The sequence below is a fragment of the Sulfurovum iocasae genome (genome assembly GCF_047716765.1).
Taxonomy (GTDB): domain Bacteria; phylum Campylobacterota; class Campylobacteria; order Campylobacterales; family Sulfurovaceae; genus Sulfurovum.
In genome coordinates, this window is the sequence record NZ_CP180410.1 from 531852 (window position 1) to 545880 (window position 14029).

Annotated in this window: 12 protein-coding genes; all 12 read right to left on the reverse strand. The window is 38.8% G+C overall.

Annotated features, from left to right (window positions below; all coding sequences use genetic code 11):
- Positions 1 to 126: 126 nt before the first annotated feature.
- Positions 127 to 1212 (reverse strand): tail fiber domain-containing protein, encoded by a 1086-nt coding sequence (locus tag ACLHDG_RS02670; RefSeq protein WP_415407449.1) that lies wholly within the window; start codon positions 1210 to 1212, stop codon positions 127 to 129.
- Entirely contained in the window at positions 1209 to 1577 is a 369-nt protein-coding gene (locus tag ACLHDG_RS02675) for a hypothetical protein (protein WP_415407450.1), read from the reverse strand. Before ACLHDG_RS02675 ends, ACLHDG_RS02670 begins: the two co-directional genes overlap by 4 nt.
- Positions 1578 to 1808: 231 nt before the next feature.
- Positions 1809 to 2858 (reverse strand): tail fiber domain-containing protein, encoded by a 1050-nt coding sequence (locus tag ACLHDG_RS02680; protein ID WP_415407451.1) that lies wholly within the window; start codon positions 2856 to 2858, stop codon positions 1809 to 1811.
- 44 nt (positions 2859 to 2902) lie between these two features.
- The gene (locus ACLHDG_RS02685) at positions 2903 to 5065 is read right to left on the reverse strand and encodes a S8 family serine peptidase (protein ID WP_415407452.1); all 2163 of its coding nucleotides are present in this window, start codon (positions 5063 to 5065) and stop codon (positions 2903 to 2905) included.
- Positions 5066 to 5213: 148 nt separating this feature from the next.
- On the reverse strand, positions 5214 to 6458 hold the full coding sequence (locus tag ACLHDG_RS02690) for a tail fiber domain-containing protein (protein WP_415407453.1): 1245 nt from the start codon (positions 6456 to 6458) through the stop codon (positions 5214 to 5216).
- Positions 6459 to 6718: 260 nt separating this feature from the next.
- Positions 6719 to 8158 (reverse strand): sulfate adenylyltransferase subunit CysN, encoded by a 1440-nt coding sequence (gene cysN / locus ACLHDG_RS02695; RefSeq protein WP_415407454.1) that lies wholly within the window; start codon positions 8156 to 8158, stop codon positions 6719 to 6721.
- Between the two features lie 24 nt (positions 8159 to 8182).
- Positions 8183 to 9094 (reverse strand): sulfate adenylyltransferase subunit CysD, encoded by a 912-nt coding sequence (gene cysD / locus ACLHDG_RS02700; protein WP_415407455.1) that lies wholly within the window; start codon positions 9092 to 9094, stop codon positions 8183 to 8185.
- On the reverse strand, positions 9091 to 10179 hold the full coding sequence (locus ACLHDG_RS02705; protein ID WP_415407456.1) for a GDP-L-fucose synthase family protein: 1089 nt from the start codon (positions 10177 to 10179) through the stop codon (positions 9091 to 9093). Before ACLHDG_RS02705 ends, cysD begins: the two co-directional genes overlap by 4 nt.
- Before the next feature lie 10 nt (positions 10180 to 10189).
- Positions 10190 to 11311: a GDP-mannose 4,6-dehydratase gene (gene gmd / locus ACLHDG_RS02710; RefSeq protein WP_415407457.1), complete on the reverse strand. Its 1122-nt coding sequence runs from the start codon at positions 11309 to 11311 to the stop codon at positions 10190 to 10192.
- An 8-nt stretch (positions 11312 to 11319) separates the two neighbouring features.
- A complete protein-coding gene (locus ACLHDG_RS02715) occupies positions 11320 to 11805 on the reverse strand; it encodes a GDP-mannose mannosyl hydrolase (RefSeq protein WP_415407458.1) in 486 nt (161 codons plus the stop codon).
- On the reverse strand, positions 11792 to 13162 hold the full coding sequence (locus ACLHDG_RS02720) for a mannose-1-phosphate guanylyltransferase/mannose-6-phosphate isomerase (protein WP_415407459.1): 1371 nt from the start codon (positions 13160 to 13162) through the stop codon (positions 11792 to 11794). Before ACLHDG_RS02720 ends, ACLHDG_RS02715 begins: the two co-directional genes overlap by 14 nt.
- Positions 13162 to 14028 (reverse strand): UTP--glucose-1-phosphate uridylyltransferase GalU, encoded by an 867-nt coding sequence (gene galU, locus ACLHDG_RS02725; protein ID WP_415407460.1) that lies wholly within the window; start codon positions 14026 to 14028, stop codon positions 13162 to 13164. The genes ACLHDG_RS02720 and galU overlap by 1 nt, the downstream gene beginning before the upstream one ends.
- Between the last annotated feature and the right edge of the window lies 1 nt (position 14029).

Below are 14029 nucleotides of genomic sequence, written 5' to 3' on the forward strand. Positions count from 1 at the left end.
AAGTATATAATTTGATGTCTTAATATATTATAAAATAACGAACCAATGAATTTATAAGTTTATAGTGAGAGGTTAGGTATTAGGAGAACTATGGGGCCTGAGAATTCAGGCTCCATAGTGTAGATATTATTTGAGTTTAAGAGAAACTTTCTCTTTTTTGATATTGGAAGTATCCAATGCAAGGTTTGTCAAAATAGATTCCAACTGTGCTACTCGCTTTTGCATTGTTTCGAGTTTAGCAATTTTTTCATTTTGTGTTTTTTGTATTTCTTCCATTGCAGCTATTCTCTCATCTTTGGCTTTTAACTCAGCTCTGGTCTCAGCTACTACCTTAGTCAACACAGCAACCATATCCATAGAACTTAAACCATCACGACTGTTTATGGAAACTAATTCTGGGACATCTTCAGCGATGAACCCTACAACTTTTTCAGACTTGTCTGTTTTATAGTTATAGGTAACAGGTTGAAGTTTACTGAAAGCTGTTAGGGCTTCTTTTGTACTAAGAGGTTTGATGTTTTCTTTTAGTGCACGGCTTGATGCATTGATCCACACACCACCTATATTTTTTGCTCCATTCCCCAAATAAAGTTCTGTTCCTGAGACATTTGTAGTCGCATTCGTAATGGTGAACTCCGATCCTCCGGTTCCCTGACGTGTAGCATTAAATGAGTTCCCCTCATCGTTAGTTCTAAAATTCCACTGTTTAGAGGTCCTTTCATTGACCAGGGCAAATCCGGCATCTGATCCAACACCCGTTGCTACATTTCTTACATGTAGGGTCAGTAAGCTTGTTAGACCATCTCCAGCTGGGGTATTGTATGTCCCTCCGGCCGCAATATCACCATATACATCAAAATATGCTAACTGGGGGAATTTTGCGATCCCCACACTCTGTGTAGACTTATCGATAATGATGGTACTGTCAACTAAGCCCATATCTCCGTTAGATGCAACTTGGATTGAATTTTCAGTATTTGATGATAAATTCATGGATATCATCCATTTTTGGTAACCATTAGCCCAAAAACCCAAGAAATCATAATCTACAGTCGTATCATCCATACGAAGTAAACCTAATACGCGGTTTGTGTCTGTATCTGTAAATTGCACACTTGGTGCTGCACTTGAAGCAAATAGATCAACTGCAGAAACATGGGAAGTGGACATCAACAATCCTACCGCTACTGCTGCTATTTTTACTTTTTTCATTGTTTCCCTCCTGCTTTTCTTGTAACTATTTGACCACCGACGACTTCAATCATGCCGCCGGCATAGTCACCTCTTCCGGAACGCTTGTCACCACTTGAGACAATTTGTGTCGGTATCACTCTTACATCATAAAAATAGACTCCATCCGGACCGGATAGTGTCCAACTAAATGATGATCCATTGAATTGTTTATGCACAATTACCTCATCATTAGGATTGATAATTTTGGCGATCACTATGCCATTGATATCCGAACTAACCTTCAGGACACCATTTGATTTATCTACCGTCATCATTGCAAAGGCACTTACACTGCTCACTGCTCCTGCGAGTAGTAGTTTTGCCAAGATATTAGTTTGCTTCATATAAATCTCCTTTTTTAATATCTAGAATCTATCTAGAATCTATAAAACTGAATTCAACTTAATGAAAAAATATAAATACAATACTTTGTATTTCTTAAGTATAAAACTTTTACACTAACAATAAGATGAAAGTAAAAGAATATATGTGAGTAAGAGGGGTGAATATTGGATTGTTTACATACCCCGCTGCCTGCAACGGGGGTATTGATTTTTTAATACTTTACAGTATTGTTACTTTTTTAAATTGAGAGAGATTTTCTCTTTCTTGGTATTGGAAGTATCCAAGGCAAGGTTTGTCAAAAGTGACTCTACTTTTGCCAGTCTCTTCTGCATTGCTTCTAGTTTGGCAATTTTAGCTTCCATTTCAGCCATTTTTTTGTCTTTCACTTTGAGTTCAGCTTTTGTTTCAGCCAGAGTTTTATCCTGCTCCTGCACCACCTTGGTAAGCACGGCAACCATATCCATTGAACTCAAACCGTCACGGCTTTGAATTGCTACGAGTTCAGGCACATCCTCTGCGATGAATCCGACGACTTGTTCTTTTTTATCAGACTTGTAGTTATATGTGACAGGCTGAAGTTTATTGAAAGCTGTTAGGGCTTCTTTTGTACTAAGAGGTTTAATATTTTCTTTCAATGCACGGCTTGATGCATTGATCCATACACCACCTACATTCTTTGCCCCATTACCCAGATATAGCTCTGTTCCACTGACATTGGCAGTAGCATTTTTGACTGTAAATTCTGACCCTCCTGTCCCTTGTAGTGTTGCCTGAAACGCATCACCACCACTATTGGTTCTAAAATTCCAACCTTTTGAAGTGTTACCATTGACCAATCTAAATCCAGCATCTGATGATTTATCTACTGCACTGTTGGTTGCTGATAAAACAAGCAGATTTGTTAAACCGTCACCTGCAGTGTTGGAGCCGCTCCATTGCACATCCAGCTTTGCAGAAGGAGCATCTGTACCAATTCCTACATAACCTTCAGTTCCCTCAGCATTACCCCCAATGACAAGTACATTATCAGCAGCTGCATTACGCAGTTTAAATGGAGCACTGTATGTACCGCCTACTGGTACTTTAGGGACAAGCCATAAGCCATCAGAACCTACATCAAATCCCCATTGTGCACCAAAACCATCATATTGATAGAGACGTTCTTCAAGAGTCAGGTTTTTAAAAGTCTCATCAGTCCCAGATGCGGCCATAGCTACCCCGCTAGATAAGATCATGGATAAAATTACACCTTTGGTGACAAGTTTGCTTATGTTTTTCATTTGTTTTCCTTTTTTGTTTTAAATAAAATTTTATTGACTTATAATTAACGTGGTATAACTTCACATTGGTCTGTTCCCTGCACCGCTCGTTCTCTTTCAGGACAACTTGGGCTTGGAAGATAAGTCCCAGGAGGATCTACTTCCTCAGCCGATACACACTCTTCTGTTCCCTGTATTAGCCGTTCCCCATTGCCACAAGAGGGTAGGTAGTTACCTGGATCATCTGTGGGAGTATCTAAGATACAAATTGTTGACCCCTGCTTATGATGATAACCTTCCTGACATAACCCACCTATACCAATAGCACTTTTGAGGTTCATTCTGCCCTCTGTGAGAAGCCTGCCGGAAAGGCTATCTAGCATGTCAACATTATCAAGAATACGTGCTTTCATATTTGCTACTGTATCACCTGTGTAAGATGCAGATAGAAGTGCCACAGCTCCAGTAACATGAGGTGTTGCCATAGAAGTTCCGCTCCATGTCGCATAGCGGTCACTTGTACGTGTACCGACACTAATTCCGATGTCATCTATATAGACACCATCAAAATTACCACAGCAATCACTTTGTACTGCAAATAAATATAAAAAATCATTTGTTTGAAATGAATCAGGAATTTCTACGGAATAAGCCTGCATAGGCTGACTTTCTCCTGTAAATGACTCCATCACGGTCCAGTTTGTTCCGCCATCAGCCGAGAAATAGATATGTAAATAATCCCAATTTTCCTCTAGGTCAAGTACTGCCCAGAAACCAAGAGCAAGATTTTCATCAGTCATACTGGTTAGATCAATAGACTCTGCAGGTAATATATAGGTAAAACTGTCATCCAGATAATTTCCATCTGTAGAGTCTGTCAAGGCATGGGATACACTATGTACATTTGTCGTTGAAAAGGCCCATGCAGCACTGTCTCCACCTTGCACCCAATCTGCACTATTATCTACAGCGTTGAAATAAGGATCTCCCGCCTGTGGCGTATAATCCACTTGATATGTCATGGTACTCAAAATACTACTTCCAGGAGCAGCAAGATCCACACTCGTTACACCATAATTTGAGAACCAGGAAAGCTCATCATTGTGGTCTGTAGAAGCTACTGAAATGATATTGTCAGCATCATAAGATGAAGGAAAGTGTGGTGTAGTGTCATTATTAACTCCATCATTCCCCGCTGCTGCACAGAAAATGATACCTGCATCGCCTAGTCCTTTGATCGCTTCATTCATAGTATCAGCCTGATCACCGCCGTCACCACCATAGGAGGCATTGATAGCAACTATGTTCACTCCACGCTCTTTCATAGTCTGGACATATTCGATAGCTTCAAAAATATCACTATCACTTGCGCCAGTACTAGGTGGAAAAATCTTTAAGGTCATGATATTTACATTCCAGTTGACCCCGGAGATACCAAAGCCATCATTTCCGGAAGCTCCGATAGTCCCTGATACATGGGTACCATGACCATGGACATCCAGCGGGTCACCATCATTATTACCATTGACATCGGCGGCAACATCATATCCATAGATATCATCGATATAGCCATTGCCATCATTGTCTTTGCCATCATCCGGGGTTTCCCCTTGGTTTACCCATAAATTAGTTTTGAGATCAGTGTGTGTATAGTCGACACCTGTATCGAAAACAGCAACTACGACATCAGAAGAACCAGTTGTTACATCCCATGCCTCTACAGCATCGATATCTGCATCATTGCTTCCTCCCGTTTGCCCTGTATTGTGCATACCCCACAGTTGATTAAAATCCGGATCATTTGGAGCAGCATTAAGCTGTCGGATGTAGTTTGGTGAGACAGATTCTACGTTTGGATCAGCTTTTAGTATCTTGATCATCTCTTGGGTTGTTTTATTTGACTTAAGCACTGTTATCAGATTCTTTTTTGTCAACTTTGAGTATGTCTTTACAACTTCAAAACCTTGTGTAGAAGATAAACTGTTGATAGTTGCTTGCTTGATACCGGACTTATACTTGACGATCACTTCGCCTTCTCTATATTTTGGAGAGACTGCTTGTGTTGCTTTGTCTGGTTTTGCCTGTTTCACAGGTGCTAACTTTTGTGGGACTGATGGAGGCGGAACTGAAAGCTGCTCAGTAGTACCTATCTGCGAAGCTGCTGCCCATACGGTTCCGTAAAGTAGACTTGCAACTATGATGCTTCGTGTTACATTGGTTCTTATCATTATAATTTTCTCCTTTATTGATGATTAATAAATATTATAATACTTAGGTACTTAAGCCAACACATCTACTTAGAAAGAAATTTAAAAATGGGAAAAATGTTTTGTAGCTACAAAGCCTGATTTTTCAGACTTTGTAGTGTTGACGATGTTACTTTGTATTGAAAGCAACTTCCTCTGTTTTACTGTTAGAGGTGTCTAATGCAAGGTTTGTTAAAAGTGATTCTACTTTTGCTAAACGTTTTTGCATGGTTTCTAGTTTGGCAATTTTTTCCTGTGCTTTTTTTAGTTCAGATTTTGTTTCAGCCAAAGATTTATCCTGATCCTGCACTACTTTCGTTAATACAGCGACCATGTCCATAGAACTTAAACCGTCACGACTGTTTATAGAAACTAATTCAGGGACATCCTCTGCGATGAATCCGACGACTTGTTCTTTCTTATCAGATTTATAGTTGTAAGTCACAGGCTGTAGCTTATGAAAGGCTGCCAAAGCATCCTGAGCACTGAGTTCTTTGATGTTCTCTTTTAGTGCACGACTAGAAGCATTGATCCATACACCACCTACATTTTTAGCCCCATTACCCAGATAGAGCTCTGTTCCACTGATATCAGATGTAGCATTTGTTACTGTAAATTCTGCCCCTCCTGTCCCTTGTAGTGTTGCCTGGAACGAATCACCACCACTGTTGGTTCTAAAATTCCAACCTTTTGATGTGCTACCATTGACCAATCTAAATCCAACATCTGATGATTTATCTACTTCACTGTTGCTTGCTGATAAAACAAGCAGATTTGTTAAACCGTCACCTACGGTATTGGAACCTGCCCATGTGGAGGCGATATCACCACGAACATCGAGTTTGGTACTTGGAGTACTTGTTCCCAACCCTATATTACCATTATCTGCGATATTCAATGAATCAGTTGGGGCATTTGCATCGATGGAAAATGGATCATTGCCGCTTAACATGTCTCGCAATAAAACACCTCCATCTGCCCTTGTACCTATTTTCCACTTGGAAGCGACACCTTCTTTTTCTAATATGAGATTCCCAGTACCTCCTATGTGTAATGCATCTTCTGGAGTAGCAATTCCAATTCCCATTTGTTGGCCTCTATTGATAAATACACTATTTGCCAATCTTACATTTCCGCTTGATGATACAAGAAAAGAAACTTGCTGATTGTCGTTGTTCATTATAAGAAATTCGTTTAGGGTACTGCTACCTGCAGTCAACCAGGTGTCATCATAGAAAATACCAGCATGAGAACTACCTGTTTGAGGAACTATATTTACAGGAGATTCAAAAGTCTCCTCCGCATTCACTTGTGACACCATAGCTGCTGAAGCCAATATAATCGACGTAAGAGCTGAGACATGTATTCTATTCATTTATTCTACCTTTCTTTCTTTTCATGTATTGCTTTCAGCATAATGCTAAAGCCTTTTTCTACTTACTGAAATTCAATAACTCTAAATTTCACCTTAGTTTAAAATACCATATTTATTATAGAATAATTATAATCTTACTATTCTTAAAAAAATAAAATAATTGGAGTGAACCAATTATTAAAATATTTTTCTCATTCTGGAAATGGGACTAATTTTTGAGACAGGTTTTGACTAGGGGGCTATGATTGCCTTTTTGTATATTAAACTTCTTTGCAGTTCCACTCAGGAAAATGTTTTCTAACATAAGTGTTAAGTGCTTTTTCTGCATCGGTATAGTTTTTACTGGCGATCTTTTTAGCATCCTCATCACGACGACTTACTCCGACGATCATACCGGCACCAACTGTGTTGTTCGTAATACGATCTACAACGATAAAACTACCTGTTAATTTGTTATCTTTATAAGCATCTGCTGCAATAGGACGGGTAAGTAACATTTTACATGAAGCAATGTCATTGAGTTCAAGTGTATCTACTTGTGTTCTTTCATAAGTGTTTACATCAATTTTATAGTTAATATGTTCAAAGCTTCCAGATACTACAGAAGTCGCACGTTTTATATCATAGCTACGACCTATTTCCATCGGTTTTTCATCCATCCAGACTAGCATCGTCTTAAGGCTGTTTGAGACTCTTGGCAGACTCTTGGTATGGACGATCATGTCACCACGGCTGATATCGACTTCATCTTCTGTAGTGATAGTAATAGCCATTGGAGCATATGCTTCAGTCGTTGTAGTATTTCTATCTGCTTCAGTGATATCTCCAGCATTTATGATACTTTTAACCTTAGTGCTTTTACCTGAGGGTAAAACGGTAATTTCATCACCCACTTTTACTGACCCTGCTGCTATAGTCCCGCAGAACCCTCTAAAGTTAAGGTTTGGACGGTTTACGTACTGTACTGGGAATCTAAAGTCTTCTGCTTTTGCTTCTTTAGTAACATCCATACTGTCAAGCAAACCAAGCATTGGCTTACCATTGAACCATGGTGTATGTTTACTTTTATCAACAACGTTATCGCCATTAAGTGCAGATACAGGGATGTAATAAGTATTTTTGATACCTAGTTCATTTGCAAGTTCACCATAGGCTTGAGAAATCTCATTGAAAACATCTTCACTAAAATCTACTAAATCCATCTTGTTAATGGCCACAATGACATGTTCTATGCCAAGGAGGCTAACAATGAAACTGTGACGACGTGTTTGTGTCAAGATACCTTTACGAGCATCGATAAGAATGATCGCTACATCTGCAGTTGAAGCTCCTGTCACCATATTACGTGTGTACTGTTCATGACCTGGAGTATCAGCAATGATGAACTTACGGTTTTCTGTTGCGAAGAAGCGGTAGGCAACATCAATTGTAATACCTTGTTCACGTTCACTTTGAAGCCCATCTACAAGCAGTGCCATATCGATCTTCTCACCTGTGGTACCGTATTTCTTACTTTCACTCTCTGCTGCGGCAAGCTGATCATCAAAGATCATTTTTGAATCATAGAGCATACGACCGATAAGGGTACTTTTACCATCATCTACAGATCCGCACGTTAAGAAGCGGAGCATATCTTTATTCTCATGCTCTTTCAAATAAGCTTCAATATCTAAAGATATTTTATTATTTTCTACTGACATTCTTTCCCTTTTTCATTCAACATTTTAAAAATATCCCTCTATTTTCTTGAGTTCCATTGCACCTTCTTGATCTTTATCTATGAGGCGACCTTCACGTTCACTACTTGTAGAAAGTAACATCTCTTTGATGATCTCTGGTAGTGTAGTTGCTGTGGAGTTAATAGCACCTGTCAGAGGGTAACATCCTAAAGTTCTAAAACGCACCATCTCTTTTTTTGCTGTTTTACGAAGCTCTTCAGGCATACGCTCATCATCTACCATGATCTTTGTACCTTCATACTCAACAACATCCTGTTCTTTTGCAAAGTAGAGTGAAGGGATAGGAATACCTTCTAGGTAGATATACTGCCAAATGTCAAGCTCTGTCCAGTTGCTTATTGGAAAGACACGAACACTTTCGCCTTTTTGGATAGCTGTATTGTAGACATTCCAAAGTTCAGGACGCTGGCTTTTAGGATCCCAACGGTGGTGTTTATCACGAAAGGAGAAGATACGCTCTTTCGCACGAGACTTCTCTTCGTCACGACGTGCACCACCGATGATAGCATCGTAGCCGCCAGCATTAAGTGCTTGTTTAAGACCTTCTGTCTTCATGACATCGGTGTGGACTTTACTACCGTGTTCGAATGGAGAGATATCCATTTTAACACCTTCCGGGTTAGAGTGGACAATAAGGTCAAAACCTAAGTCTTTCACACGTTGGTCACGGAACTCGATCATCTCTTTGAATTTCCAAAGTGTGTCAACATGCAAAAGTGGGAAAGGGAGTTTACTTGGAGCGAATGCTTTCATTGCTAAATGCAACATAACTGAACTATCTTTACCTACTGAGTACATCATTACTGGGTTAGTGAATTCTGCAGCAACTTCACGTAGTATGTGGATAGACTCAGCTTCAAGCTGTTTCAAGTGCGTTAAACGTTCTTTTGTAATCATTTTATTTCCTTATACCAGTTATACATTTTTTCTATCCCGTCTTTTAATTCTATTTTATGCTTCCATCCAAGCCTATGAAGCTTAGAGACATTAGTCAGCTTCTTCATTGTGCCATCTGGTTTATTTGCATTGAAGCAGAGTTCACCTTTAAAACCAATGGTCTCTTTGATAGTTTCTGCCAACTCTCTAATAGAGATGTCAATACCTGTTCCGATGTTAATGTGTGTGTTACGAATCTCTTGATTTTTGACTTCATTTGGTGTACACGTCATGTTTGAGCTATCTGTTATTGAATAGGTATCTTTAAAGTCTCTGTTTTCCATGATGAAGACACAGGCGTCTGCCATGTCTTCTGACCAAAGAAATTCTCGCATTGGTTTACCCGAACCCCATATCTCTACTTTATTCTCATCAACACCAAAGTTAGCTAGATATTCTTTTGCTTCGTCAATGTTCTTTACCCCAAGATCTTTAATGACTTCATTGTGTTTACCTTCATTTAGAAGTTTTGCACAGTGGATCTTTCTGATAAGTGCTGGGAGTACATGTGACTTTTCTAGATCGAAATTATCATTGGGACCATAGAGGTTTGTCGGCATGACCGAGATGTAGTTGGTACCGTACTGTAGATTGTAGCTTTCACACATTTTGATGCCTGCTATCTTTGCTATGGCATAGGGTTCATTAGTGTATTCAAGCGTATCCGTCAATAGGCAATCTTCCAGCATCGGTTGTGGTGCATTTTTTGGGTAGATACAGGTAGAACCTAAAAACATCAGTTTTTTGACGCCGTTTTTGTAGCTTTGGTGAATGATGTTATTTTGTATCTGTAGATTTTCATAGATAAAGTCGGCACGGTAGGTATTGTTAGCCACAATACCACCTACTTTTGCAGCCGCTAAGAAAACATACTCAGGTTTTTCCGTGTGGAAGAAGTCTGCTACTGCTTGTTGATCTAAAAGATCAAGCTCACTATGCGTCTTGCCTATGACGTTAGTATAGCCTTTAGCTTTAAGGTTATTGACAATAGCAGAACCAACTAAGCCTCTGTGTCCAGCTATATAGATTTTAGAATCTAAGTTCATGATTTTTATCCTATTCGTAATAACTCATGGTTTTATATCCACCATCTTGAAGATAAACATCTTTAGTCATGAGTTTGAGGTCTGACTCCATCATATCATTGACAAGCTCTTCCAACTTATATTCTCTCTTCCATCCCAGTTTTTTCTCTGCTTTGCTTGGATCACCTAAAAGCAGGTCAACCTCTGTTGGTCTAAAGTATCTTGGATCTACGGCTACTACTTCTGTTCCAACTTCTATTTGGTATTCAGGATTTGAGCAAGAGACTACATATGCTTTTTCATCTATGCCTTCACCTTTAAACTCTAGTGCAATACCGGCATATGCAAATGCCATACGTACAAATTCTCTTACTGTTGTAGTTATACCTGTTGCAATAACCCAGTCTTCTGGTTCATCTGCTTGTAAGATCATCCACATCATACGTACATAATCTTTTGCATGACCCCAGTCACGTTTTGCATCAAGGTTACCCAGATAGAGCTTGTCTTGTAAGCCTAATGCGATCTTGGAAGCTGCTCTGGTGATCTTACGTGTAACAAACGTTTCACCACGTACGGGTGATTCGTGGTTGAAAAGGATACCGTTACAAGCAAACATACTATATGCTTCTCTGTAGTTTACAGTGATCCAGTAGGCATACATTTTTGCCACAGCGTAAGGACTTCTAGGATAAAACGGTGTTGTTTCACTTTGCGGAGTCTCTTGTACTTTTCCATAGAGTTCAGAAGTAGAAGCCTGATAGATCTTTGTTTTTTTTGTAAGCCCTAAAAGTTTTACGGCTTCTAAGATACGAAGCGTTCCCGCACCGTCAGCATTGGCAACATACTCTGGAGTTTCAAATGAAACAGCAACATGACTCATGGCAGCAAGATTATAGATCTCATCTGGTTGTACTTCCTGGATAATACGTGTGAGGTTCATGGAGTCGGTCATATCACCAAAGTGAAGTGTTAGATCTAACCCTTCGATATGTGGATCATGATAAAGATGATCAATACGATCAGTGTTGAACAGTGAGGTTCTTCTCTTGATACCGTGAACTTCATAGCCTTTTTTGAGTAAGAACTCTGCAAGATAGGAACCATCTTGACCTGTGATACCTGTAATTAAAGCAACTTTTTTTTCTGACATTTTAACTCCTATTTGGTATGTGGAACTGTTCCTTTTCCTATGGAAAAATAATCTTTTACATAATCATGCACATATTGATCTTGCATTAAATCTTCTAAATTAAACCATTGATATGCATCATGTTGTTTTTTAGGAAGATTGTCAAAATTTAATATGTTTATTTCATATGCTATATTAACATAATGAGTAGATATATCCTCAAATATACTATCATCATACATATGCTCATATATACCAATGAATTTAGGTATAGTATCTGAAATTGTACCTAACTCTTCCTTGGTAATCCGTTTGATAGCATCTTGTATTTTTTCGTTTTTTAATACTCTTCCTCCCAGAGTAAACCAATAACTACGAGCAGGTTTATTTACTCTCTTTCCTAGTAAGATCTTATTATTATGTTTAACGATTAGGTCAACTGAAACCAGTGGTGTATTTTGAATAATAGTTTTAAAATCTTCATTTTTAATAAATGCTGGATTAGTTTCGTGCAAAATCATCCTCTATTCGAACGATATCATCTTCGCCAAGATAAGAACCTACTTGTGCTTCGATCAAAACAACATCAACTTTACCAGGGTTTTTTAAACGATGTATCTCACCCATAGGAATATAAGTGGATTCATTAGGCCGTACTAAAACTTCTTTATCTCCTATTGTCACAAGGGCTGTCCCAGATACAACGATCCAATGTTCACTTCTGTGAAAATGTTTTTGAAGGCTTAAGCGTTTTCCCGGCTTAACTACTATTCGTTTTATCTTGTAGTTAGGGTTTTCTTCTAGAACTGTATATGTTCCCCAAGGACGGTGAGCAGTCCGGTGAATATGATGGAGTTCTGATTCAGCAGTTGTCAGTTGTTTCACAATCTCTTTTACTTTTTGAGAAGTACCTTTTTTAGAGATAAGCAATGCATCCGCTGTATCTACCACTATAAGGTCTTCAATACCTACTAATGCTATGGCTCTCTCTTTTGAGTACACAAAGTTGTTTTTTGAATCAACAGTGTAAAAATGTTCGCATTTTGTGTTACCATTTTCATCTTTTGGCATTTCTTCATCTAAGGCATCAAAACTTCCAAGGTCCGACCAGTCGATGTTAGAAGCCAGCACTTTTACTTTTGAACTTTTCTCCATAACTGCGTAGTCAATGCTGTCTTCTGGTATAGCTTGCATATCTTCGTGAGATACACGGATAACTTCGCTAGATCTTGCATTTTCAAAAGCTACTTTTGATGCTTCATAGATCTCGGGAGAATATTTTTTCAACTCCTCTAAAAACACACCCGCTTTAAAACAGAATATCCCAGAGTTCCAGTAAAAATTTCCTGCATCTATATACTTCTGAGCAGTAGTAGCATCTGGTTTTTCATGAAAGGCTTTTACATCTTGTCCATTTGACTCTATATATCCATAGCCTGTTTCAGCGTACTCCGGAGTAATACCAAAGGTAACAAGGCTATCTGTTTCTGCCAGTTTTTTTGCCTCTTCCAATACTTTTACATAAGCCGCTTCATTTTTGATGAGATGATCTGAAGGAGAGACTAGAACAATTTCATCTTTGTCCAATGCTAAACATGCAAGAGCGATAGCTGGTGCTGTATTACGACCTATAGGTTCCAATAAAAACTTATTTTGGGTAGATGCAAGTTCTTCAAGTTGATCTACTGCTAAAAAGTACTGTTCAGCATTTGAAACGATGAATTGTTGATCACATATAGCCTTATTACGTTTAACAGTAAGTTGAAAAAGGGATGCATCATTAAACAATTTAACAAACTGCTTAGGCATAAGTGCTCGGCTTATGGGCCAAAGACGTGTACCTGATCCTCCACATAAAATCATATTAGTCATTAATTTTCTCTTTTTGATTTTTCATAAAAATAATTAGTAGCCTCAACAAAACCGTCCACAGATCCACAGTCAAAACGTTTGCCTTTAAATTTATAAGCGATAACTTTTCCTTGTTTAGCCTGATCAAGTAAGGCATCGGTGATCTGTATTTCTCCACCTTTTCCTGGTTTTGTTTCTCTAAGAATATCAAAGATATCTGGAGTCAAGATGTACCGACCGATGATAGCCATATTGGTTGGTGCATCTTTAGGGGCTGGTTTTTCTACCATATCAGTTACTCTATATGTATCGTCAGTACCATCTATTAAATTTCCGGCTATGACACCGTATTTATCAGTTTGATCCATAGATACTTCTTCTATAGCTACCACTGAGCATTGGTACTTTTCATACACTTCTATCATCTGTTTGAGTACACTGTCAGCACCATTGGTACAAAGGTCATCTGCCAGAAGTACAGCAAAAGGTTCGCTACCTATGAGTGTTTCCCCTGTAAGAATAGCGTGTCCTAAACCTTTCATCTCTACTTGTCTGGTATATGAAAATGTACATTGTGTAATAAGTGAACGAACCTCATTCATCAACGGTTCCTTACTTGTTCCTTTGATCTGATGTTCTAGCTCATAAGATCTGTCAAAATGGTCTTCGATGGCACGCTTACCTCTACCGGTAACGATTGCCATAGTATGGATACCTGCTTCAACAGCCTCTTCTACACCATATTGAATGAGTGGTTTTGTGAGGATAGGAAGCATCTCTTTTGGTGTTGCTTTGGTTGCAGGAAGGAAACGTGTTCCATATCCGGCAGCAGGAAAAAGGCATTTGGTGATAGTTCGGTCTTCTTTACGTCTTCTTTTCTTAGGCATT

What these genes read in the sequence shown, in the direction of transcription:
- ACLHDG_RS02670 (WP_415407449.1), bottom strand. Translation starts at nt 1,212, where the DNA reads ATGAAAAAAGTAAAAATAGCAGCAGTAGCGGTAGGATTGTTGATGTCC.
- ACLHDG_RS02675 (WP_415407450.1), bottom strand. Translation starts at nt 1,577, where the DNA reads ATGAAGCAAACTAATATCTTGGCAAAACTACTACTCGCAGGAGCAGTG.
- ACLHDG_RS02680 (WP_415407451.1), bottom strand. Translation starts at nt 2,858, where the DNA reads ATGAAAAACATAAGCAAACTTGTCACCAAAGGTGTAATTTTATCCATG.
- ACLHDG_RS02685 (WP_415407452.1), bottom strand. Translation starts at nt 5,065, where the DNA reads ATGATAAGAACCAATGTAACACGAAGCATCATAGTTGCAAGTCTACTT.
- ACLHDG_RS02690 (WP_415407453.1), bottom strand. Translation starts at nt 6,458, where the DNA reads ATGAATAGAATACATGTCTCAGCTCTTACGTCGATTATATTGGCTTCA.
- cysN (WP_415407454.1), bottom strand. Translation starts at nt 8,158, where the DNA reads ATGTCAGTAGAAAATAATAAAATATCTTTAGATATTGAAGCTTATTTG.
- cysD (WP_415407455.1), bottom strand. Translation starts at nt 9,094, where the DNA reads ATGATTACAAAAGAACGTTTAACGCACTTGAAACAGCTTGAAGCTGAG.
- ACLHDG_RS02705 (WP_415407456.1), bottom strand. Translation starts at nt 10,179, where the DNA reads ATGAACTTAGATTCTAAAATCTATATAGCTGGACACAGAGGCTTAGTT.
- gmd (WP_415407457.1), bottom strand. Translation starts at nt 11,311, where the DNA reads ATGTCAGAAAAAAAAGTTGCTTTAATTACAGGTATCACAGGTCAAGAT.
- ACLHDG_RS02720 (WP_415407459.1), bottom strand. Translation starts at nt 13,162, where the DNA reads ATGACTAATATGATTTTATGTGGAGGATCAGGTACACGTCTTTGGCCC.
- galU (WP_415407460.1), bottom strand. Translation starts at nt 14,028, where the DNA reads ATGCCTAAGAAAAGAAGACGTAAAGAAGACCGAACTATCACCAAATGC.